Source organism: Mesorhizobium sp. KACC 23794 (genome assembly GCF_052180275.1).
Classification (GTDB): Bacteria; Pseudomonadota; Alphaproteobacteria; order Rhizobiales; family Rhizobiaceae; genus Kumtagia.
In genome coordinates this window covers 5,702,530-5,724,602 of sequence record NZ_CP197465.1, presented here as the reverse complement: position 1 = coordinate 5,724,602, position 22,073 = coordinate 5,702,530, and the positions used below count along the sequence as shown (strand labels likewise).

Here is a 22,073-nt window from a genome sequence, read left to right as displayed (position 1 = left end):
CGGCATCAAGGCAAGACCGAGGGCGAGAAGACAAAGACAACACCCCCCAGTGCCCCGGCTCCCGTTGTGGCGAATAGCAACGGCGCCCAGAAGCGGGGCGTGGACGTAGCCATGGCCAGGATCAACCTGAGCAAGGCGTTGGCCGCGATAGCCGCAAGAACCGCCCGCCCGGCCGCCTCGACGGTCATGGAGGTGCCCACCAGCCGCAACACGCTGAGCACCGCGACGTCCACGTCGACTGCGCCGGAAGCGGCGGTTGCGACGATCAGACCCGCCGGCCCGATATGGCCAGCTAGAGCCGCATTGAGCGTCGAGACGGCGGCAAACAGCAGCGCGAACAACAACAGTGGCCCAAGGTCAAACGGACTGCGCGAGGACGTGTCGACACTGCCCGCATCAACCCCTCTGGCCAGCATCAGCCCGCTGCAAAGGCCGAAGACAGCCGCAACTGCAAGCGTCGCAGGCAAGATTTCGATAAGCACACGCGGCTCGACGAGGCCAATGATAAAGGCGATGCGCGCCAGTGAAACCGTCGCTGCCAGCGCGGCCGCACCCGCCAGACGGTGGTTTCTTTCTGCCGTCCTCGCCATGCGGCCGAGCGCGAGCGTGACCGCCGTCGAAGAGATTAATGCCCCGCAAACAGCGCTGATGGCCAGCCCGCGGGTCTCGCCCAGCATGCGGACCGCGATATAGCCGAGATAGGAGATAGCGGCCGTCAGAACGGTGAAAAGCCAGATTTCCCGCGGGTTGAGTCCACCCCACGGATCGACGGTGCGGTTTGGAAGCAGCGGCAGCACCATCGCTGTCATGACGGCCAGGATCAGTGCGGAGCGCAATTCGATCCAGGTCAGGCGTTTCAGCAGTCCATGCAGGACCTCGCGGCTCGCAAGCAGGGCGGCAAGAGCAGCAGCAGCCCCGGCGGCCGCCGTATAATCCCCAGCGACCGCAAGGGCCCCCAGCGCAAATACCGCAAGGCCCGCCATGACGCCGGTAACACTGAAATCCTCGTCGTGAGCTGCCTCTCGCGCCTTGTAGAAGGCTAGGACGGCTGCGAAACCGAGAAACCCTGTTATCAGAACCGAGACCGCGTCCAGCGATTGCGCAAGCGCGGCGAGGACACCGCCGAGGAGACCGGAAATTCCATAGGTGCGGATACCGGCCGTCCGGCTACGGTCGGGTGCTTCACGCTCGCGCCAGCCGCGTTCCAGACCGATCAGCAGACCGATCGCAAGGGCAAGGCCAAGACGAGCGAGGAGCGTGTCCATGACGCGGTGTTCATGCCGCGACGTATGGCAGGTGGTCGCGGACCCACCGAACGATCTGCGCCGTAGTCATTGCCCCGGACTGGCGGGCGATCTCCCGGCCACCATGGAAAAGGATCATGGTCGGAATGCTGCGGACGCCAAGTTCGGAGGAAGTCGCTTGAGCATCGTCTGAATTAAGCTTTATCAGGACGACGTCCGGCTCAAGTTGCTTTGCTGCAGCCTCGTACGCCGGCGCCATGATCTTGCAAGGGCCGCACCATGGCGCCCAAACGTCGACGAGCACCGGCAAGGTCGACCGCGCCAAGTGTCGCCTGAGCGTCGCCGCGTCCACGTCTGGCGGATGGCCTGCGAAAATCTTGCGACCGCATTTTCCGCACTTCGCGAACAGAGCGGGGCGCGTCGCGACGAGCCGATTAGCGCTGGCGCAAGCGCTGCAGACGACCATGTCTCCCGTCATCTACCCGCCCGCCGCAGGAACGAGAAGCGGAATCACCCGCCCGCCAGGATTCAGGGCAGGACGCGTGTTGGTGTTGCGCGCAATTCCCAGCGCCTGCCAGGTCTCGAGCAACGCCTCGCGCAGGCTTGCGATCAAGGCGTCGTCGTGAAAAGGCGTAGGCGTGATGCGAAGCCTTTCCGTGCCGCGGGGAACGGTCGGATAGTTGATCGGCTGGATGTAGATCCCATGCGTGCCGAGCAGGCGGTCGCTTGCCGCCTTGCACAATTCGGCATCGCCAACCCATAGCGGCACGATGTGGGTTTCGGATGGCATCACCGGCAAACCTGCCGCCAACAGAATATCCTTCGTCTGCCTGGCCTGCCGCTGATGCCGTTCGCGTTCTGCGGACGATGTCTTCAAGTGGCGAATCGATGCTGTTGCCGCCGCTGCGATGGCTGGAGGCAGTGCTGTGGTGAAGATGAAGCCAGGTGCGTAGGAGCGAACGGCATCGACGATTGGAACTGCACCGGCGATATAGCCGCCAAGTGTCCCGAAAGCTTTGGCTAGGGTTCCCTCGATGATATCGATGCGGTTGGCGACCTCGTCTCGCTCGGCGATGCCACCGCCGCGAGATCCGTACATGCCGACCGCGTGGACTTCGTCGAGATAGGTCATCGCATTGTATTTTTTTGCGAGGTCGGCGATCTCCTTGATGGGAGCGATGTCACCGTCCATAGAGTAGACGCTTTCGAATGCGATCAGCTTGGGCCGATCACGGCCGGTCGCCTGCAGCAGGCTTTCCAAGTGTGCCACGTCGTTGTGGCGGAAGATTTTCTTCTCGGCCCCGGAGCGGCGCACGCCCTCAATCATCGAGGCATGGTTCAATTCGTCGGAGAAGATGAGGCAATCGGGCAACAGCCGGCCAATCGTCGAGATCGACGCCTCGTTGGAGACAAAGCCGGACGTGAATACCAACGCGGCTTCCTTCGCATGAAGGTCGGCAAGTTCACGTTCAAGCGTGACGATAGGATGATTGGTCCCCGATATGTTGCGGGTGCCACCTGCGCCGGCGCCCATCGTTCCCGCAGCAAATTGCTGCGCGGCGATCACGTCGGGGTGCTGGCCCATGCCGAGATAATCGTTGGAGCACCAGACCGTGACTTCGTCGACCTGGCCATCGTGGCGCCAGATGGCCTGCGGAAATCGCCCGACGATGCGTTCCAGGTCCGCAAACACCCGGTACCGCCGCTCGGCATGCAATTGCGTGATCGAATCCTCGAAAAAGCGTCGATAGTCCATTCCGGCCTCACTTGGCGACCGATATCGGATGCGGGTGGTCGTCGGATCATCGATAGCCGCTTGGCGGGCTGACTGCTTTGATGTCGGTCAAGTGGGATCGCCTTGCGAAAAAGACAGCCGGGCGGATGTGCGTCCGCCGGCGAGGCAAACAACGGATTAGACACCCCCCTTGTTCAATCGCCCGCCTCAACTTGGGCGAAGAGTTCCTCGAAGGCCTTCTTGGCCTTGCCGCTCTGCTTTACGGCCCTGGCTTCATCTAGGTTGACCGGCTTGCCCACCAAGACAAGCGCGACCATGCCCATCCCGTAGTGCGGTGTACATTTGACTCCGTAGACCCCCTCGACGGAGAGCGGGATGGTAATCTGTTCGTTGATCTTGCCTTTGAAAGGCTCAGCGCCTGTCGGCATCATGCCCTTGATGCTTTCGGCATCGTGGCCTTTGTCCACGGGGACGAATGTCACGGTGTCGCCCGGCGCCGCTACGATGAGCGACGGTTGAAAGACCATAGTGCCGTGTTCACCCTTGTTAAGCATCAGAACTTGGTGATCCGCGGCGCTGGCGCCGCTGGCAGCCAAAACAACTGCGGTCGCGAGGGCGATGGTATGGTTCATAACGGGGGAGCTTTCGGGTTGGAGATCGACGGTGAAGTGTCCATCCGTCGTTAGGCGAACCAAGGCAGGCGATCTTTGATCTCGATCAAACTTGATTGCCTATTTCTCCTCCATGAGTCTCGCCGGCCTTACCGCGTAGCTGAACGCTTCCGATCAGCTGTTTTGTCCAACGGCAGGCTGTCAGTCTCTTCGATGAAGATGCGTTCAGCCGCTCCGTCCAGGTCCTCATATTGGCCGCTTCGCAGAGCCCATAGAAACGCCACAAGGCTCAACCCGCCCAGGAACAGCGCGACGGGGATAAGGTAGGCGAGTGTCGTCACGTCTGTGCCTCCGCAAAGCGCCGGATCGCAGCGTCAGCGACGCGGCTCTCGCGGACGCCGAGACGCAGTGCATTGGCAATCACCAGAATGGATGAGGCCGACATGGCGATCGCCGCGATCAGGGGCGTTACGTATCCCAGGATTGCTATCGGCACGGCCAACGCATTGTAGACGACGGCGAGCGCGATGTTCTGGCGAATGAGCCGGTCGGAATCTTGCGCGATCCGGAACGCGGCAGTGACCGCGCCGAGGCTGTCGTGCAGGAAGACGAAGTCAGCGGCGTTGCGGCCGATATCGGCTGCCGTTGCGGGCGCCATCGATACATGGGCGGCGGCGAGCGCCGGCGCATCGTTGAGACCGTCACCGACCATGAGGACCTTGTGGCCAAGGTCGACAAGATCGGAGATCCGGTTGGTCTTGTCCGCCGGCATCAGCGATGATGAGAACGTGTCGATGCCGAGGCGGGTAGCCATGTCACGGCACTTCGGCTCGGCGTCTCCAGACAGCATTTCCACGGACTTGCCGCCGGCTGTCAATTCATCGACAACGGCCTCTGCGTCCGGGCGCAGCAAGTCCTCGAATTCGAAAACCGCGGCAAGCCGGCCGTTGCAGCCCAAAACGGTGCCGACTTGCGCCGGTGCCGCTTGGCCGAGCACCCATCCGGCGCGGCCCAGCCGCCAGATTTCGCCTTTTCTCTGGCCCTCCATGCCGCATCCCGGCGTTTCCTCGATCGTTTCGAAGCCGTCGTTGTCCAAGGTGGCATAGCTTGCCAGCGTCTGCGAAGTCGGATGGCGGGACCTGGCCGCGAGTTCAGCCGCGATTGACAGGCTCGCCGGGTCAATCTTTGCAGCATTGCACAGACGCGGTCGTCCAAGCGTCAGCGTTCCCGTCTTGTCGAAGATGACCGTGTCGCTTTCGGCCAGCCTTTCCATCGCGGAGCCGTCCTTGACCAAGATGCCCTGCTCAAAGAGGCGGCGGGCCGCGACGACCTGCACGATCGGCACCGCCAAGCCGAGCGCGCAGGGGCAGGTTATGATCAAGACCGCGATAGCGATGGTGATTGCCTTGTGCCAGTCGCCGTCGACTGCCATCCAGCCGAGAAAGGTGACAAACGCCGTAAGGTGAACGACCGGCGCATAGAGGGCTGAGACGCGCTCGGCAATGCGCCGGTAGCGCCCGCGCCCGCCCTCGGCAGCCTCCATCATGCGGGTCATCTCGGCAAGGAAGGAATCCGACGCCGGGCGTAGCGCCTTCAGTGTAATGGCTCCTGTCAGATTGAGTGTGCCGGCCCGGACCTCGCTGCCAGGCGAAAGGGGGACCGGCGCGCTTTCGCCGGTGGCCAATGAGCAGTCGAGCTCGGAAACGCCTTCGAGGACGACCGCGTCGACTGGGATTCTTTCTCCAGCCGAGATCATGATTCTCATACCCGGTTCGATCTCGCCGACCGGGCGGTATGCGCGGTTGCCGCCGTCGTCCATGGTCAGGGCGCCATGCGGCGTCAGGCGCGACAGTCCGAGCACGGCGGAGCGGGCACGGTCGCGCATGACGTGATCGAGCGTGCGGCCGATCAAGAGGAAGAACAGCAGCGACACCGACGCATCGAAAAACGCCTGGTGGCCATGATTGATCGTCTCGTAGAGACTCATGGCGTAGGCAAGCGTCACGCCGATGGCGATGGGCACGTCCATGTTCATGTGGCCGTGCCGCAGCGCGCCCCACGCCGAGCGGTAGTAGATGCGGCCGGCAAAGAACAATGCCGGAAGCGCGATCAGCGCCGATACCCAGTGGAACAAGTCGCGCGTGGCGCCCTCGGCGCCCGACCACACCGAAACCGACAAAAGCATGATGTTGCCAGCGGCGAACCCGGCCACACCGACAGCGCGGATCAGTTCGGCGAGGGTCTTGTCGTTGCGGTTCGATGCCTCTTCGAACAGATGCGGAGGATAGCCGAGCTTGACCAGCGTCTCGCCAATCGGAGGCACTGGCCCGTCGTCCCACTGTACGGTGACCCGTTTCGTCGACAGATTGACCCGGGCCGACCTAACGCCTTCGAGGTGCCGGAGGCCGCGTTCGACCGTGTGGATGCAGGCCGCACAATGAACGTCCGGAACCGAGAGCTCGGTCTGGCGCACGCCATTGCCGAGCGAACGGGCCGCCAAAGCCAGTTCTGAAGCCGAAGGAACAGTGTTCGCCAGCTGAAGCGCGACCTCGGCGCCGGGTGCACAGCAACTCATGACGCAATACCTCCGATCACGTGCACGCGCAGGGTCTCGCGGTAAGGTTTGGACAAACCCGCATCGGCGTTGATCTCGATCAACCAAACGCCGTCCGCCACTTCATGGGACAGCGCGAACCCGCCGTCTCCGTCCGGAGCCAGTGTAATGACATGGTCTTCCCGATCATCGACTGGCCGCTTGAAGCTGATCTGCACGCCTTTCAGCAGCACCGGGGCGTGAGCCGGATCGACAAGCCGGTAGCGAACGAGGTGGTCCCGGATCGCCAACGTGCCTTTCCACTTAAGCGCCGTCTGCGCCCGCGTCTCAGCCATCTTTGCGTTGAATTCCTGGCTGGCGACGTAGGAATTGGCGACGACGAACCCCGTCCAACTGGTGCGGGCGAACACCGCCATGGTGACGTTGACTGTTATGATGACGCCGAAGAAGACCAGCATGGTCAGAAGCATGTGCCGGCCCGTAAAGCCGGTCGTTGGTTGGACTATCTTCATTTCGTGCCTCCCGGCGCTTCGAATGTCGCGGCGTAGACGTCGGATTCGAAGCTCGATTTGTCTTCGACCACGATGTTGAAAGGCTGCGACTGTGCGGCGACGTTTTCGAGCGGCTGGCGCACATAGACTTTCAAGGTCTTGAGGCGGTCCGGCTCGACCTCGACAGCGAACGCGCGATCTTCAGGCTGGTCGATGCCGACCACGGTCATCTGTGCGCCTTTCAGCCCTTGAAGCGTGACGATGATCGTGCGTGGCTCAGGGATCATGTTGAGCAGCTTGACGGTGTAGCCGTTGCGGATCGAACCATCGGACAGTCTCACGAATTGCGGGTTGCGGTCATGCAGGACGTTGACCTGCAGGCGGTCTCGCGTGAGCAGTCCGTATACGAGCAGCAGCCCGACCGCGGACCACGCGGCGAAGTAGACCAGTGTCCTGGGGCGAAAGATCTTTGCGAGATGGAAATGCGCCAGCCCAGGCGACAGCTTGCCCTTAGTGGTACGGACAAGATCGGGAGAAATCCCGCAAGCGCCGCCATTGGTGGAGATGCGCATGTTGAAATTATAGTCGGACAGCGTCGCGTAGGAGATCAGCCCCGTTTCCTTGCCAAGTTTGTCCATGACGCTGTCGCACGCGTCGATGCAGAGCGCGCAGGTGATGCACTCGAGCTGCTGCCCGTCCCGGATGTCGATGCCCATCGGACAGACGGCGACGCAGGCGTTGCAATCAACACAGTCGCCGACCTTCTGTCCGGCGGCGATCGACTTTTTGGCGTGACGGGAACGCGGCTCGCCACGCCAGTCGTTGTAGGTGACGGTCAGCGAATGCTCGTCCAGCATCGCCGCCTGGATGCGCGGCCAGGGGCACATGTAGGTGCAGACCTGTTCGCGCATCAGGCCGCCGAACGTGTAAGTGGTGGCCGTCAGCACGGCGACCGTCAGATAGGCGATCGGCGCCGCCTGACCGGTGAAGAGGTCGACCAGAAGAGTTGGCGCATCGGCGAAATAGAATATCCACGCCCCGCCGGTCGCGACCGCAATCAACAGCCAAATCGTGTGCTTGGTGACGCGGAGCACCAGTTTCTTCGCCGACCAGGCCGCCTGGTCGAGCTTGATACGGGCATTGCGGTCGCCTTCGACCAGACGGTCGACAGCGACAAAAAGGTCCACCCACACCGTCTGCGGACAGGTATAGCCGCACCACGCACGCCCGACGCTCGACGTGACCAGGAAAAGTCCGAAACCGGCCATGACCAACAGACCAGCGACGAAATAGAATTCCTGCGGCCATATCTCGATGAAGAAGAAGTAGAAGCGGCGATTGGCGAGATCGACAAGCACGGCCTGGTCCGGCGCGAAGGGACCGCGGTCCCAGCGCAGCCACGGCGTGAGATAGTAGATGCCAAGCGTGACCAGCATCACGATCCATTTGAAGCGGCGGAACCGTCCGTCGGCGCGTTTCGGAAAAATCTTCCTGCGCGCCTCGTACAAAGGCCGCCGCGTCTGTGCGGAGTTGACCGGCTCGGCATTCAGCCGTTCAATCTCAGCGGTATCGAGCATGGTCGCATCTCCGACCCGACCTGCCGGGCTCAGCGTGACAACCTTCTCACGGCACCGTCGGCTTTGCGTTGATTTGGGTCAAAGCGGCAGGATCCCTTAGCCCCCCGATGGCCAGAGGACTTGCACGGCAGGACGGCGAGAGCCGCTTCAGCCTACTGCCCACCGCCCAGCGAATGAACGTAGACGGCCAGCTCCTTCACGCTGATGTCGCCCAGTCGAGCACCCCAAGCTGGCATTACACCGTGCTTGGGATTCCGCACCTGGCTGGCGACGTCCTCCTCGGAACGCGTGTAGAGCGAGATCGCATCAGTGAGATCGGGCGCGCCCATCTCGCGATTTCCCTTGCCAGCATCACCGTGACAGGACGCGCAGTTTTCGGCAAACACGGTCCTGCCTGCCTCGGCTTTCGCCGGATCGACCTCCAATCCAGACAGCGAGGCGGCGAAGCTGGCAACCGCGTCTATCTGCCCCGGCTCCAGAATTTCCCTGAACGCCGGCATCTCGGAAATGTGAGTGTCGGCATCTGCCGCGAAGCGCGCGCCATGCGCGATCGTGACGCGGATTTCCTCGGCCCGGCCGCCCCATAGCCAGTCATCGTCGTTGAGATTGGGAAAACCCTTCGAACCTTCGGCGCCTGATCCGTGACACTGGACACAGTTGACCTTGAACTTTGCGGCGCCGGCGGCAGCTGCGAACGTTCGAAGGTTTTCGTCCGCGAGGATTTCGTCGACGGTCTTCGCGCCGATCGCGGACACGTATTCGGACTTGGCTGCCTCGGCGGCGGCCAGCTCGTTCTTTACGTCGGCACGGCTTGAATAACCCAGGAGCCCAGTTGTCGCTGACGAAACCAACGGCCAGGCCGGGTATGCGATGCAGTAGCCAATCGCCCAAACTATGGTTGCATAGAAGGTCCAAACCCACCAGCGCGGCAAAGGATTGTTCAATTCCCTGATGCCGTCCCATTCGTGGCCGGTCGTGCCAACCCCGGATACCTCGTCGATATGGTTCTCACTCATTTCAGTCATCCCTGAGAGGTATCTGCGCGGCCTCGTCGGCGACGGAGCGACTGCCGGGACGGAAGACGAAAAGCGCCATTCCGATGAAGAATAGGGTCATTGCCAGCAGGCCCCAGCTGTCGGCGAAGTGACGCATTGCGGTGTAGGCTTCCATCAATGGCTCCTAACGTGCGCCAGCGGCTTCGTCGTAGGTCGAAAAATCGACCAGCGTGCCGAGGCCCTGCAGGTACGCGACGAGCGCGTCCATCTCGGTAAGAGCCTGCGGATTGCCATCGAAATCGCCGACCTTCACCTTCGGGTATCGGGCCTCGAGAGCGGACGTGTCCGCTTCCGGATCGGCCTGGGTACGCAGATCAGTCTCCGCGTTCGCGATCATCTCGTCGGTGTAGGGCACGCCGACTCGGGCGTTGGCGACCAGATGGGTGGAGAAGTCCTTTGCGTCGAGCCGGACATCCTTCAGGAACGCATAGCTCGGCATGATCGATTCAGGGACGACCGACCGAGGCTCCTCGAGGTGCTGGACGTGCCATTCGTTCGAATAGCGGTCGCCGACTCGCGCCAGGTCGGGTCCGGTGCGCTTCGATCCCCATTGGAACGGATGGTCGTACATCGACTCCGCCGCGAGGCTATAATGGCCGTAGCGCTCAACCTCGTCGCGGAACGGCCGGATCATCTGCGAATGGCAGACGTAGCAACCTTCGCGGACGTAGATGTCGCGTCCGGCGAGCTCCAGCGGGGAGTAGGGCCGCATGCCTTCGACTTTTTCGATCGTGTTCTCCAGATAGAAGAGCGGTGCGATTTCGACGATGCCGCCGACCGTCACCACCAACAGAGAACCGACAAGGAGAAGCGTCGCGTTCTTCTCCAGGATGGCGTGCTTGTCCATCAAGGCCATGGCTCAGGTTCCTATTCGGCAGGCTGAAGGGCGGGCATCGTGCCGCCGATTGGTTCTTCCTCGCGCTGGTAACCGAGGATCGTCATCGTGATGTTGAAGGCCATGATCAGGGCGCCGGCGAGATACATGGCTCCACCGATGGCACGCATCACGTAGTATGGGTGCATGGCGGCGACAGTCTCGGCGAAGGAATAGACCAGGAAGCCCTGATTGTCGTATTCACGCCACATCAGGCCCTGCATGATGCCGGACACCCACATTACCGCCGCGTAGACAACGATGCCGAGCGTCGCCAACCAGAAGTGCCAGGTGATCATACGTATCGAGTAGAGACGCTCGCGGAACCACAGCTTCGGCACCATGTAGTAAATGGCGGCAAAGGAGATCAGACCAACCCAGCCAAGCGCGCCGGAGTGAACGTGGCCGATGGTCCAGTCGGTATAGTGGCTGAGCGAGTTGACGGCCTTGATCGACATCATCGGACCTTCAAAGGTGGACATGCCGTAAAAGGCGATTGCCGCCACCATCATGCGCACGATCGGGTCGGTGCGGATCTTGTCCCAGGCGCCCGACAGCGTCATCAGGCCGTTGATCATGCCGCCCCAGGACGGCATCCACAGCATCACCGAGAACACCATGCCGAGCGTCTGCGCCCAATCCGGCAGGGCGGTGTAGTGGAGGTGATGGGGACCGGCCCAGATGTACATGAAGATCAGGGCCCAGAAGTGGATGATCGACAGCCGGTAGGAATAGACCGGGCGGTTCACCTGCTTGGGCACAAAGTAGTACATCATGCCGAGGAAGCCGGCGGTGAGGAAGAAGCCGACTGCGTTGTGGCCGTACCACCACTGGGTCAGCGCGTCCTGAACGCCGGAAAACAGCGAGTAGCTTTTCGAGCCCACGAACGAGACAGGCATGCTGAGATTGTTGACCACATGCAGCATGGCGATCGTCACAATGAAGGACAGATAGAACCAGTTCGCGACGTAGATATGGGGTTCTTTGCGCTTGATGATCGTGCCAAGGAACACCACCAGGTAGGCGACCCAGACGACCGTCAGCCAGAGGTCGACATACCACTCAGGTTCCGCATATTCACGCCCTTCGGTGATGCCGAGCAGGTATCCGGTTGCGGCCATGACGATGAAGAGTTGGTAACCCCAGAACACGAACCAGGCGAGGTTGCCGCCGAACAGGCGGGCCCTGCATGTACGCTGCACCACGTAGAACGAGGTTGCGATCAGCGCGTTGCCGCCAAACGCGAAAACCACAGCCGATGTATGCAGCGGCCGCATGCGGCCGAAGTTGAACCAAGGCTCGATGTTGAGATCCGGGTAAGCCAGTTGCAGGGCGACGACAACGCCGACAAGCAGTCCGACGATGCCCCAGAACATGGTCGCGATCGAACCGAAGCGGATCGGGTCGTCCATGTAGGCATCAGGATCGACCGGAGCTACCGGAGCAAAGCTCGTGCGGCGCAATAGCACCACTGCTGAGCCGGACAGGACGAAGAACAAAACCCACATATGCTGTCTGAATGGCTCGTCGGCTGCGAAGCCGGCACCAAGCAGGGCGACGAAGGCAAGCAAGGCGATGCCGATGATCTCGGTGCCGTATTTCATAGTGTTTCGTTCCCCATTCGAATGCCGGGCCGGTTCAGCTATCCACGACCGAGAGAAGCAGAGCCTTGATCCAGATCAAACGCTCCGATGGGTAGCTGCCTTACTTTCGGCCAATGAGGAGAAGATCATGGCGGTGAGCAGCCGAAGGGTTGGCGAACAGTGCAGCGGCGCAGAGCTTTGCTGGGCAGTGCGCGAATGCTCGCCGCTCAAGGGAAAACCGTGCATCTGGATGGCGCAAGCACATGCGGAGAAGCTCAGCCTGTGCGAGCAGCTAGAGCGGGTCGCGGATTCCTTGCCGGATCGCATCGACCGTCTGCTTTGCCTTCAGATCGCTAATCGACTTCTGCCGGTGATGCGTGAATCACATCGCCATGAGGAGCAGGTTCTGTTTCCCGCATTCGATCGCGCGGCGCGAAAGCCGGGGCGTGTCATGGTCACCCAACTCACGTCCGACCATATCTTCGATGAATGCGCCGCTGAAGAGATAACCGAGGCTTTTTTGCATATCGGGCACGGCGGCGAAGTCGCCAATCCCGAAGCGCTTGGTTTCATGCTGCGCGCCTTCTTCGGCACCGTCAGGCGCCACATCGCATACGAGCAGGAATACCTTTTTCCGGCGCTCGATAGGGGTGGCTAATTCCCGGCAACCGATAAGAGCCGCTCGAGGCTGCTGATCACAACGCGCCGGTTGTGAACGTCGATTACTCCGTCGGCATGGAGCTTGGTCAACTGCCGGCTGACGGTTTCGATCGTCAGACCGAGGTAGTCGGCGATGTCTGATCTCGAAAGCGGCAGATCGAAGCAAATTGGATGCTGGTATGCAGCGGTCGGATCGGCGTTCCGTGCGATCAGCAGCAAGAAAGTCGCTATCTTTTCGCTGGCGGACTTGCGGCCGAGCGTGAGCATCCACTGGCGCGCTTCATCGAGTTCCCGCAGCGTCTGCAGAAAGATCCGCTTTTCCAGCGCCGGACACTGTTCGAGCAGCCTTTCCATCGTACTGCGGGGAAACGAGCACAGCAAAACCTCCGTCGCGGCCTCGATGCCGAGATCGCTTTCTTTCCCGAAGGGACGCCCGAGAAAGTCAGGGGCAAACTGAAGCCCGACGATTTGCTGACGGCCGTCGGGCAGGGTCTTCGTCAGCTTGACGACGCCGGACAGCACGTTCGAATAACCCTCGATCGTTTCGCATTCACCGACAACCTCGCTGCCCTGTGCCAATCTATGCCGCGACGAGGATTTCGAAAGCTCCACCAGCTGGCTCGTTTCGAGCGCGCCACAAACGCCACGATCGCGCGCCTCGCAAGAGATGCATAGCACCGGAGCACCATTGGTATGGATGTCGTTGCGCAAGGCTCTCTTCCGCGGTCTTTCGCGATTTGGTCTAGCAGAGCTTCGGCTCGCGCGCGCCGTGTCAGTTTGTCCGGTGAGAACTTGATCAAGATCAACGCACGCCTCGATCGGGCGGGCAACAAGCCGGCTCAGGAGTTCTCCATGACAGCGCATCTGCAGAAAATTCTGAGCGAGAATGTGCCTCGCTACACAAGTTATCCGACAGCGCCGCACTTCCATGCCGGCATCGGGCCGAGTCAAACCCGGAAGTGGCTCTCGCAATTGCCCGCAGGCGACGCCATCTCGCTCTATGTGCACGTGCCCTTCTGCGACAAACTGTGCTGGTTCTGTGCATGCCACACCAAGCACACCCGTCGCTACGAACCGGTCGCTGCGTATCTAGCCATACTCGAACAGGAGATCCGCGCGGTATCCAGCCTGGTTGCGGGGAACGTCCGCATCCGCGCCATTCATTTCGGCGGCGGCTCGCCAACAATGCTTGAGCCTCAGGATTTCATGAGGTTGGCGGGCCAGATCCGGGCATCATTCCATGTGGATCGCGACGTAGAAATGAGTGTCGAGATCGATCCGAACGACATGACAGACGCAAAGCTGGATGCGTTGGCCGTAGCCGGTCTGACCCGGGCGAGCCTGGGCGTGCAGGACTTCGATCCCAGGGTGCAGAACGCCATCAACCGGCATCAGAGCTTCGACCTGACGCAAAAGGTGGTCGATGGCTTGCGTAGCCGCGGTGCGGTCTCGGTCAATCTTGATCTGCTGTATGGGCTGCCGCACCAGACCGAACAGACCGTGGCCGCCACCGTGCGTCAGGCCTTGTCGATGCGCCCCGATAGAATTGCACTTTTTGGTTATGCTCATGTGCCTTGGTTCAAGAAGCACCAGACCATGATCGACGAGGCATGGTTGCCGGATGGCGAGGAGCGGCTGGTGCAGTCGCGGCTGGCAGCCGCCATCATCCAGAGTGCCGGATATGTGCCGATTGGCATCGATCACTTCGCTGTGCCCGACGACTCCCTCGCACGAGCTGCTTTGTCCGGGCGGCTGCGTCGCAATTTTCAGGGCTATACGGACGATCAGTGCGAAACGTTGATCGGTCTCGGCCCGTCCTCGATCAGCCGCTTCCGGCAAGGCTATGCCCAAAACGCGCCTGCCATGGCGGATTACGAAAGGCTTGCTCGGGCCGACGGCCCGACGACGGTGCGCGGCATCGAGTTGACCCAGTTCGACGCCGCGACAGGGTGGATCATAGAGCGTCTCATGTGCGACTTCAGATTTCAGGCTGATGCGTTGACCCGTCTCTTTCCAACCTGTGGCGCGGTCATGCTGGCAAAGGCGAGCGCGATCGCCCGAAACAATCCGGAGATGCTGCGCCAGGAGGGCCGCTGTTTCGTCGTGTCGTCGGCCTACCGGCCATTTGTCCGCACCGTCACCTCGCGGTTCGACAGGTACCTTGAGATGGGCGGCGCGCGCCACTCGGTTGCCGTATAACGAGCGCTAGAAGTGCTTGACGGCCCTGAACGGACCGACCATGTGGCAGCTGCCACAAGATTAGGCCGGTGCATCAGGCATATCGGCCGTGGAAGCACAAAGTGGATCCGATCGTGATGGAGGGGGTAGGGCGTGGCGGACTCGCTCGTCTTCGCCTTGGCGGCTTTTCCAAAAGCTCGTGAGCTTGGCACTTGATCGGCGGTAGTGTTCCCAACATCTCAAACGAAGCCACTATGCATCAGTGGAACAGCAGGATATCGGAAACGATCTCGGATGGTTGGCGAGCGGCGTCGAGGCGGTGCCAGGTGATAATGCCTGCATCCCGCTTCAGCTGGCGAGAAAGGATGTCGACAGTCGCATCTGACGGACCGCCGCGCCGCCGGTCGACGCGATGCCACATCACCTCGGGAGATACGTCCAGCCAGACACCAAGAAACGGCGTGCGCCGTTCGATAGCTGCTTTTTCAATGCGCGCGCGGTCCGGCGCACGGTCGAAGACGGCATCTGCAACAACCGTCCTGTCCTCGGCGAGGATGAGTCCCGCGCGCCACGCCATCTCCCGATAGACCCGCTCGGAGACTTCCGGCCTGTAGGCTTTGTCCGGCAGACGCGTCTCGGCTGGTACGCCATGCAGGGCTTTTCGGATGCGGTCGCTTTCGACAATGCGCGCGCCCGGCGGTGCTCCGACACGAGCGGCAAGCGCCTCCGCCACGGTGGTCTTGCCCGATCCGCTCAGACCGCCGATGGCAATGAGACGAGGTGGATGCTCTTTCAGAAGGTCCGCGGCAAGGGTGAAATAGGCACGAGCCTCAGCCTGCAGGGATCCCGATAGATCTCCTCCTTCCGCAATTTGCGTCGCGGTGACATGGGCGCGAACGGCTGCCCTGATGGCCATCAGAAAGGGAAGAAGGGCGAAGCCGTCCTCGTTGTCGGTGTCGTCGAGGTAGCGGTTGGTCACCAGGTTGGCCAAATCGGGGAAACCGCGATGCCACAGGTCCATGAGCAGGAAGGCCAGATCGTAGAGCACGTCGACCGTCGCGATCTGATCGTTGAACTCGATGCAGTCGAACAGGCAAGGCTGGCCGTCGAGCAGGCAGATGTTGCGCAGATGCAGGTCGCCATGGCAGCGCCGCACCTTGCCGGCCAATTCGCGCGCGTTCAGCGTGTCGGTGTGACGCGACAGTGCAGACCTGAATGCTGCGTCGAGCGTCCCCACCTCTTTATCATCGAAGACGCTGCTGGTGGCGAAGCCGTCTTTGTTGATATCGAGCACTCCTGAGAGGTTTGCCGCCCCTCCGCCAGAATGCATGATCGCGGCCTGAGCGTGGAAGCAGGCGATCATGCGCGCCGTTCGCGTCATCAGATCGGGTGTGAGCGTGCCTGCCTCGGCGATACGATCGAGCAGGAGGGACTGTTCGAAGCGCTTCATTTCCACGACCGCGTCGATCAGTTCTCCATCGCCGTCGAACGCGGGTCGACCATTCGCCTCGCGCGTGATCCTCCTCACGCCGAGGTACAAGCCGGGAGCCGTCGGGCCATTGAGTTCGACCTCCTTGCGGCATGCGGCGAGACGCAGTTCGGCCGTGGAGAAGTCGACATAAGGCAGCTTCACAGCCCGTTTCATCTTGAAGGCGCGATCACCGGCAAGGAATATCCTGGAAATATGCGTCTCGATGGTTTCAACTGGGGCCGCACCCCCCAGCTCGACGGCATCAGACAGCAGCGCGATGGCTTCCTTCTGGTCAGATATAATCAAGGACATGACTCCAGACGGTGTGGACCACTCGTGCCCCAATACTGGCGCAGGGGCCTTCATCACGCAGTTTGTTGGCTCTATTAGCGAGCCAGGAAGACGGGCAGCGGAGGCGTCTCGACCATCGATCTCGTCACGCCGCCGAAAATGCGTTCACGGAGCCTCGAATGACCGTAGGCGCCCATGACGAGCAATTCTGCCGCCATGTCGACCGCGTGTTGGCGCAATGCATCCGCAACGCCCCTGCCTTGGCTTGTCAGCCGGTCGACCGTTACCTTGACGCCATGGCGCGCCAGATAGGTGGCGATGTCAGCTCCTGGCTCCGCGCCCTGTCCGCCGTCGCCTTCGACAGGGTCGACGAGGACGACGTGAACATCGTCGGCGGCGCTCAGCAAAACCATAGCGCGTGACACGGCGTTCGACGCCTCGAGACGCGAATCCCAGGCGATCATCACGCGCTTCGGCCTCAGGCTCGCTTTAGCGCCTTCGGGTACCAGAAACAGTGGCTTTCCTGAGGAAAACAGTGCTCCTTCCAGCACCTTGCCCTTGAGCAGGGGATTGGAAAACAGCTCCGGACCGAGAAAGACCAGATCGGCATATCGCGCCCGACGGCCGATCGCTTCGTCTGCCCATGTCTCCTCCTGATATTCGCTCGAAATATCGGACGAGACGGCACTGGTTGCGAGGAAAGCCGTAGCGGATGCGGCACATTTCTGCAGCCTGTCCATGTCGGCCTGCCGCTCTTGCAGCCACGCGTCGGACATAACCGCCGCATATTCGCCGATCGGCGGCGGCGCGGCGAGTGCGACAGCCAGCACCGCCAAGTGCGCGCCAATCTCCTCGCAAAGGGCTGCGGCGAGCTTCAGGTCACCAGTGCCACGGTCGGGACTGGTAACGGCTAGAATAGTCTTGAAAGTCATGGAGCTACCCTTCTTCTGATATTGTCGTGTGACGGAAAGCCTGAACGCGTTTCGCCGCCAGGCGCAGGTGTAACTTCAGTTCTCCTTCGCCTCGCGCCCGGAGAGTTGCTCCACCAGGATGCGGAAGAATACATGCTCTGAATGACCCGACTGCGGTGGCGTCACCGGCTTGAGGGCGCCAGGCTCCCACCAGTCGAAATGTCTGCTGAGCAGCGACCATGCGTGATCCCGCTCTTTCTTGTGGCCAATCCGGTCGGGCAGTTCCTCGAAACGGCCGTCGACGACGACGCTCTGCCATTCCCTGCCGTGGCCTCGCTCCTCCACGACGAGCGAGACGTGTGGATTGGCCCGCATGAAATCGATCTTCTTGCCTGGCATCGAGAACGCGTAGAGATGTATGTCCGCATAGGCAAAATAGAGGGGCACGACATACGGCTTTCCCTCCTTCGCGCAGGCGAGATGGGCGAGCCGGCTTGCGGACAACAGCTTGGTGCATTCAAGCGTGCTCAATGAACGGACGTGCATCATATCTTCCTTTCGGATTCCACCTGCTCAGCGCGCTCCATGACCCGGTTGGCGGCCTTGATCGGGTCGGTGTGCGCACATCTACGCTGCGCAAGATGCGTGACCTGAACGACAGCCGGCGGCGCCGTTGATTTCGACGAGCTCAAACGGAAAGGGGCGTGGTGTCTTGCTGGTGAGATCTCGATAGGCCATGGCGACCCGCCGACCGATTGTCTCCTCATCACAGCCGCAGATTTTGGCGGCTTCAGCAGGGGTGAATCGCCACACTTCGATGAGCGACAGGGCCTCACGCATGGTCCGCGGCAGACGCATGAAGCGCGTTTGGAAGTCATCGTCTTCCCCTGAAGGCTGTCGCTTCCCAAGCGATGGCAAGGTCAGAGCAACCATCCCCTGTCGCAGGAATTCACCACGCAAGACGCTGAACGCAGCGACCTTGAGCGCGAGACCTCGCACGCCTTGATGCCTGGTCCAAATCTCGGGCAGCGCAGAATGAACAAGCTGGTCGGCATGCAACCGGTCCGGTGTCAGGCACAAGGCGTATGCCCTGAGGGAGGGAAGGAGCGAAAGAAGGGAACTTTTCAGTCCACGGCACATGATTGCGTTCTCCCTGAAAGCAGGTTTTACCCGCGTTCGACCGCATCATCGCGCGCGTCTGGCGAACCCGCTTTGAGCGGGATCAAAAACAAACGCCGCAACAGAGAATACAAACAGGAGGAGGCCTATGGCCGCGAGCACGGCGGCTGTGGCCAGACGACAGTCAGGCCGCCGCCGATCATGCGCTACGCCTCGATCGAGCATCTACCGCAAGCGGTTGCCACTCACCTGCTCGCCCATGCGCGGGAAATCTACCGCGCAGCCTTCAACAACGCCTGGGATATATGGGGCCATTTGATCTCTATCAAATCAGCGGCCCTTCAAATGCACCAACTTGAAAAATCAACCCGTTAATTTGTGTCGCCACCTGATGGTCGATATCATTTCGCGCCTCCTTGAAGATTGCAATTCGGCTCGGGAAGCGGGCCTGGACTTTCCGACGATATGGAAGAGCGTCCTGAGGCCGCATCCTTACATCGCGGGACTTCCGATTCAGGACAGAAAAGAACTTGGTCCGGTCCTGAAGATCCCATTGATCACGGGACGTTTCATTGTTTCAGATGCCTTCGGCTTTCATCTCGATTGAGCGGCTTTGACGAAAGGGAGACAACCCTCCGGCTCCCGTAACGCGTGTCAATCGCGCCCACGCACTTGGCGACAGCCCAGGCGCAACTATCAGGCTTGATCCGCGTCAAACTCAACTCAGCTACTCGATGGCACAATCAGGCCGCCGATTGAAAGGTCAAAGAGATGGCTCATAAGCAAGTGCTATTCCGTTCTGAGGCTCGGGAGAAGATTCTGCGCGGCGCCACGCAACTTGCGGATGCTGTGCGGGTCACGCTCGGGCCGCGCTCCAAATCTGTACTGATCGAGAAGAAATGGGGTGCGCCGATCGTCTGTAACGACGGCGTCACCATCGCCAAGGAGTTCGATCTCAAGAATCCGGAGGAAAATCTCGGGGCGCGCATGCTCAGGCAGGCAGCGGAGAAGACGGGCGACATGGTTGGCGACGGCACGAGCACATCGACCATCCTCGCCCACTCGATGTTTGCCGATGGCGTTCGCAATGTCGTGGCCGGTGCCAGCGCGATCGATATCAAACGCGGTCTCGATCGCGCCGCGAAGCGCGCTGTAGACACGTTGAAGGCGATTTCCAAGCCGATTCAGACCCGCCAGGAGAAGGAACAAGTCGCGACGATCTCGGCACACAACGATGCCGGCATCGGCGAATTGATCGGGGCAGCGATGGAGAAGGTCGGCGATGACGGCGTCATCACCGTCGAGGAGGCCAAGACGACCGAGACGGTTCTCGATGTAGTCGAGGGCATGCAGTTCGATCGCGGTTTTCTGTCGCCTTATTTCGTGAGCGATCCGGACAAGATGGAAGCCGTGCTTGGATGCCCTTGTTCTGGTCGTTGATCGCAAGATCGGCTCGCTCAATGACCTGGTCAAGCTTCTCGAAGCAGTCGCCAAATCGGCTGCTCCTTTGCTTATCGTAGCCGAGGAGGTAGAAGGGGACGCACTCGCCACGCTCATCGTCAACCACATCCGCGGCACACTGAAGAGCTGCGCGGTCAAAGCGCCCGGCTTCGGCGATAGGCGCAAGGCCATGCTTCAGGACATCGCGATCCTAACGGGCGCGCAGGTCATTTCCGAGGAACTGGGCATCAAGCTGGAAAACGTGACGGTCGAGCAGCTCGGCCGTGCAAGGCGTGTCGTCTGCGACAAGGAAAACACGACCATCGTCGGCGGCGGTGGGGACCGCAAAGCAATCAAAACAAGGATCGAGCAGATCCGGCGGGAAATCGAGGATACGACCAGCGATTATGACCGCGAGAAGCTCCGGGAACGGCTGGCCAAGTTGGCTGGCGGCGTTGCGGTGATAAAGGTCGGCGCCCCGACCGAGTCGGAGATGAAATCGAAGAAAGAAGCGTTGGACGATGCGATCAGCGCAACGAAGGCGGCGGTCGCCGAAGGCGTTGTTCCCGGCGGTGGGCTCGCACTGCTGAGGTGCATCGCGACCGTCGAGGAGGAGGAGAAGCTTGTTGAAGGCGACGAGCGTACCGGCGTGCAGATCCTGAAACGGGCGCTTGAGACGCCCGTACGTCAGATTGCCGAGAACTCCGCGGTCGACGGTGGCGTAGTCATCGCGAAGATGCTGGAAGGCAAAGGCAATTTCGGCTTCGATGCCGGTCGGAAGCGATATGTTGATCTTGTCGAGGCAGGCATCATCGACCCGACCAAGGTCGTCCGCGTTGCGCTGGAGAACGCGGTGTCGGTTGCCAGCACGTTGCTGCTGACCGAGGCGACGATGACCGAGATTCCGGAAGAGAAGCCGGCGCAGTCAATGACACCAGAAATGGCAATGTAGGGGGGATGGAAGGACACTGATCGATATGTCTTTCACGGATTTGATCCGCGTCAATGAGACAAGTCGCCAAGAAGAGTTTGATGAGGTCCTTGCTCGATTGAGCTGCATCCGGCGAAGCGAGACGAATGAAGCGTTCCAAACGCGATCGGCCAAGCGACGAACCGGGATCGGCGAAGACGTCCTGCTAGGCAGGTCCGCTGTCCTCCGGCCCTAGCGCCTCCGGGGAAAACCGAAGGTGGAAGGGGTAGAGGCAGGGACATATGCGAACATTTGTCCAACTCCGAGGAGATCAGCCATGGCCGAAGATGCCACCAAACTACCCGTCAAGAAATCTGCCGTCCCCGCAAAGAGTGAAGCGCGGATGCCGTTCGAAAGCTTGCGCCACGAGATCGACCGGCTGTTCGACGACTTCCGTCCGTTCGACTGGCGTCTGCCGTCTAGGGTTCTGGGTTTCGAAGTGCCGCGCGTCTCCCGCGCCGAATGGCAGGTCGCCCCGGCGATGGATCTCATCGAGAAGGACGACGCCTATGAGATCACGGCCGAACTGCCAGGCCTCGATGAGAAGAACGTCGAGATCGGGCTGTCCAATCACACGCTGACGATCAAGGGCGAGAAGAGCGAGGAAAAGGAAGACAAGCAGAAGGACTACTATCTGTCCGAGCGCCGCTACGGTTCGTTCCAGCGCAGCTTCCAGCTTCCCGAAGGTGTCGACGCCGACAAGATCGACGCCAATTTCGCCAGGGGCGTTCTGACGGTGAAGCTGCCGAAAACCGCCGAGGCGAAGAAGGCGGAGAAGAAGATCACGGTTAAGGCGGCGTGAATGCATCATCAAGCGCCGGTGCGCACCACGAGGCACCGGCGTGATGGTGTTTCGGCACAAAGCAGGAGATGCGACATGCGTCGCACATCAATCGTAAATTTCACGCAGGCTGCACAGCAGGCGCAGCAATGGGTCAATGAGCTTGCAGATGACCTCAACTGGGATGAACGACGGGCCTATCATCTGTTGCGATGCGTTCTTCATGCGCTGCGCGACTGGCTGTCACAGGAGGAGATGGTAGACCTTTCGGCACAGCTTCCCGTGCTCGTCCGCGGTCTGTATTTCGAGGGCTGGAAGCCTCTTGAAACGCCCGTCTGGGAGCGCAAGAAGGGTAATTTCATCGAGCGCGTGCAGAACGCCTTTTCCGACGATCTCCTGAACGACCCTGATGCCGCGGTCGCAGCGGTCTTCCGCCTGCTGGACCGGCATATCTCGCATGGCGAGATTGTCCATGTCCGGAATTCTATGAAGAAGTCACTGCGCGAGTTGTGGCCGGTGGACTAACGC

Annotated in this window: 22 protein-coding genes and 1 pseudogene; 6 read left to right on the top strand and 17 right to left on the bottom strand. The window is 61.0% G+C overall.

Annotated features, from left to right (window positions below):
* Positions 1-5 precede the first annotated feature (5 nt).
* The 12 genes from ACSBOB_RS27890 to ccoN all read right to left on the bottom strand — a co-directional run bounded on the left by ACSBOB_RS27890 (position 6) and on the right by ccoN (position 11,745).
* Positions 6-1,265: an MgtC/SapB family protein gene (locus ACSBOB_RS27890; RefSeq protein ID WP_442579284.1), complete on the bottom strand. Its 1,260-nt coding sequence runs from the start codon at positions 1,263-1,265 to the stop codon at positions 6-8.
* 10 nt (positions 1,266-1,275) lie between these two features.
* Complete coding sequence (gene trxA, locus ACSBOB_RS27885; protein WP_442579283.1) at positions 1,276-1,722, bottom strand: thioredoxin; 447 nt, start codon at positions 1,720-1,722, stop codon at positions 1,276-1,278.
* A complete protein-coding gene (gene hemA / locus ACSBOB_RS27880; protein ID WP_442579282.1) occupies positions 1,723-3,000 on the bottom strand; it encodes a 5-aminolevulinate synthase in 1,278 nt (425 codons plus the stop codon).
* Between the two features lie 173 nt (positions 3,001-3,173).
* Positions 3,174-3,611, bottom strand: a complete 438-nt coding sequence (locus tag ACSBOB_RS27875; RefSeq protein WP_442579281.1) for a pseudoazurin — start codon at positions 3,609-3,611, stop codon at positions 3,174-3,176.
* 128 nt (positions 3,612-3,739) lie between these two features.
* Positions 3,740-3,931, bottom strand: a complete 192-nt coding sequence (gene ccoS / locus ACSBOB_RS27870) for a cbb3-type cytochrome oxidase assembly protein CcoS (RefSeq protein WP_442579280.1) — start codon at positions 3,929-3,931, stop codon at positions 3,740-3,742.
* On the bottom strand, positions 3,928-6,165 hold the full coding sequence (locus ACSBOB_RS27865) for a cation-translocating P-type ATPase (RefSeq protein WP_442579279.1): 2,238 nt from the start codon (positions 6,163-6,165) through the stop codon (positions 3,928-3,930). The genes ccoS and ACSBOB_RS27865 overlap by 4 nt, the downstream gene beginning before the upstream one ends.
* Entirely contained in the window at positions 6,162-6,656 is a 495-nt protein-coding gene (locus ACSBOB_RS27860) for a FixH family protein (protein WP_442579278.1), read from the bottom strand. Before ACSBOB_RS27860 ends, ACSBOB_RS27865 begins: the two co-directional genes overlap by 4 nt.
* A complete protein-coding gene (ccoG, locus tag ACSBOB_RS27855; protein ID WP_442579277.1) occupies positions 6,653-8,212 on the bottom strand; it encodes a cytochrome c oxidase accessory protein CcoG in 1,560 nt (519 codons plus the stop codon). The genes ACSBOB_RS27860 and ccoG overlap by 4 nt, the downstream gene beginning before the upstream one ends.
* A gap of 152 nt (positions 8,213-8,364) precedes the next feature.
* A complete protein-coding gene (gene ccoP / locus ACSBOB_RS27850; protein ID WP_442579276.1) occupies positions 8,365-9,228 on the bottom strand; it encodes a cytochrome-c oxidase, cbb3-type subunit III in 864 nt (287 codons plus the stop codon).
* A gap of 1 nt (position 9,229) precedes the next feature.
* The gene (locus ACSBOB_RS27845; RefSeq protein ID WP_442579275.1) at positions 9,230-9,382 is read right to left on the bottom strand and encodes a cbb3-type cytochrome c oxidase subunit 3; all 153 of its coding nucleotides are present in this window, start codon (positions 9,380-9,382) and stop codon (positions 9,230-9,232) included.
* A 9-nt stretch (positions 9,383-9,391) separates the two neighbouring features.
* Positions 9,392-10,123: a cytochrome-c oxidase, cbb3-type subunit II gene (gene ccoO / locus ACSBOB_RS27840; protein WP_442579274.1), complete on the bottom strand. Its 732-nt coding sequence runs from the start codon at positions 10,121-10,123 to the stop codon at positions 9,392-9,394.
* Between the two features lie 11 nt (positions 10,124-10,134).
* Positions 10,135-11,745, bottom strand: a complete 1,611-nt coding sequence (ccoN, locus tag ACSBOB_RS27835) for a cytochrome-c oxidase, cbb3-type subunit I (RefSeq protein ID WP_442579273.1) — start codon at positions 11,743-11,745, stop codon at positions 10,135-10,137.
* A gap of 127 nt (positions 11,746-11,872) precedes the next feature.
* On the opposite strand from ccoN, the gene ACSBOB_RS27830 reads away from it, so the two are divergent.
* Complete coding sequence (locus ACSBOB_RS27830) at positions 11,873-12,382, top strand: hemerythrin domain-containing protein (RefSeq protein WP_442579272.1); 510 nt, start codon at positions 11,873-11,875, stop codon at positions 12,380-12,382.
* On the opposite strand, the gene ACSBOB_RS27825 is transcribed toward ACSBOB_RS27830, so the two are convergent.
* Positions 12,379-13,095, bottom strand: coding sequence for a Crp/Fnr family transcriptional regulator (locus tag ACSBOB_RS27825; RefSeq protein WP_442579271.1), 717 nt, complete (start codon positions 13,093-13,095; stop codon positions 12,379-12,381). The two genes, ACSBOB_RS27830 and ACSBOB_RS27825, sit on opposite strands and share 4 nt — an antisense overlap.
* 141 nt (positions 13,096-13,236) lie before the next feature.
* Here ACSBOB_RS27825 and hemN point away from each other — a divergent pair, with 141 nt between their 5' ends.
* The gene (gene hemN, locus ACSBOB_RS27820) at positions 13,237-14,583 is read left to right on the top strand and encodes an oxygen-independent coproporphyrinogen III oxidase (RefSeq protein ID WP_442583855.1); all 1,347 of its coding nucleotides are present in this window, start codon (positions 13,237-13,239) and stop codon (positions 14,581-14,583) included.
* A 238-nt stretch (positions 14,584-14,821) separates the two neighbouring features.
* Here the strand turns inward: hemN and ACSBOB_RS27815 are convergent, their stop codons facing one another.
* The 4 genes from ACSBOB_RS27815 to ACSBOB_RS27800 all read right to left on the bottom strand — a co-directional run bounded on the left by ACSBOB_RS27815 (position 14,822) and on the right by ACSBOB_RS27800 (position 18,375).
* Complete coding sequence (locus ACSBOB_RS27815; protein WP_442579270.1) at positions 14,822-16,345, bottom strand: AAA family ATPase; 1,524 nt, start codon at positions 16,343-16,345, stop codon at positions 14,822-14,824.
* Positions 16,346-16,419: 74 nt separating this feature from the next.
* On the bottom strand, positions 16,420-17,256 hold the full coding sequence (locus tag ACSBOB_RS27810) for a universal stress protein (RefSeq protein ID WP_442579269.1): 837 nt from the start codon (positions 17,254-17,256) through the stop codon (positions 16,420-16,422).
* A 75-nt stretch (positions 17,257-17,331) separates the two neighbouring features.
* On the bottom strand, positions 17,332-17,781 hold the full coding sequence (locus ACSBOB_RS27805; RefSeq protein ID WP_442579268.1) for a pyridoxamine 5'-phosphate oxidase family protein: 450 nt from the start codon (positions 17,779-17,781) through the stop codon (positions 17,332-17,334).
* 81 nt (positions 17,782-17,862) lie between these two features.
* On the bottom strand, positions 17,863-18,375 hold the full coding sequence (locus ACSBOB_RS27800; RefSeq protein WP_442579267.1) for a hypothetical protein: 513 nt from the start codon (positions 18,373-18,375) through the stop codon (positions 17,863-17,865).
* 72 nt (positions 18,376-18,447) lie between these two features.
* Here ACSBOB_RS27800 and ACSBOB_RS27795 point away from each other — a divergent pair, with 72 nt between their 5' ends.
* The 4 genes and pseudogenes from ACSBOB_RS27795 (at position 18,448) to ACSBOB_RS27780 (ending at position 22,070) form a co-directional block, all read left to right on the top strand.
* Positions 18,448-18,729, top strand: coding sequence for a hypothetical protein (locus ACSBOB_RS27795; RefSeq protein WP_442579266.1), 282 nt, complete (start codon positions 18,448-18,450; stop codon positions 18,727-18,729).
* Positions 18,730-19,125: 396 nt separating this feature from the next.
* Positions 19,126-20,746, top strand: a pseudogene (gene groL / locus ACSBOB_RS27790) (chaperonin GroEL).
* Between the two features lie 295 nt (positions 20,747-21,041).
* A complete protein-coding gene (locus ACSBOB_RS27785) occupies positions 21,042-21,566 on the top strand; it encodes an Hsp20/alpha crystallin family protein (RefSeq protein WP_442579265.1) in 525 nt (174 codons plus the stop codon).
* Positions 21,567-22,070, top strand: coding sequence for a DUF2267 domain-containing protein (locus ACSBOB_RS27780; RefSeq protein ID WP_442579264.1), 504 nt, complete (start codon positions 21,567-21,569; stop codon positions 22,068-22,070). It begins immediately after the preceding gene.
* Positions 22,071-22,073: the final 3 nt, after the last annotated feature.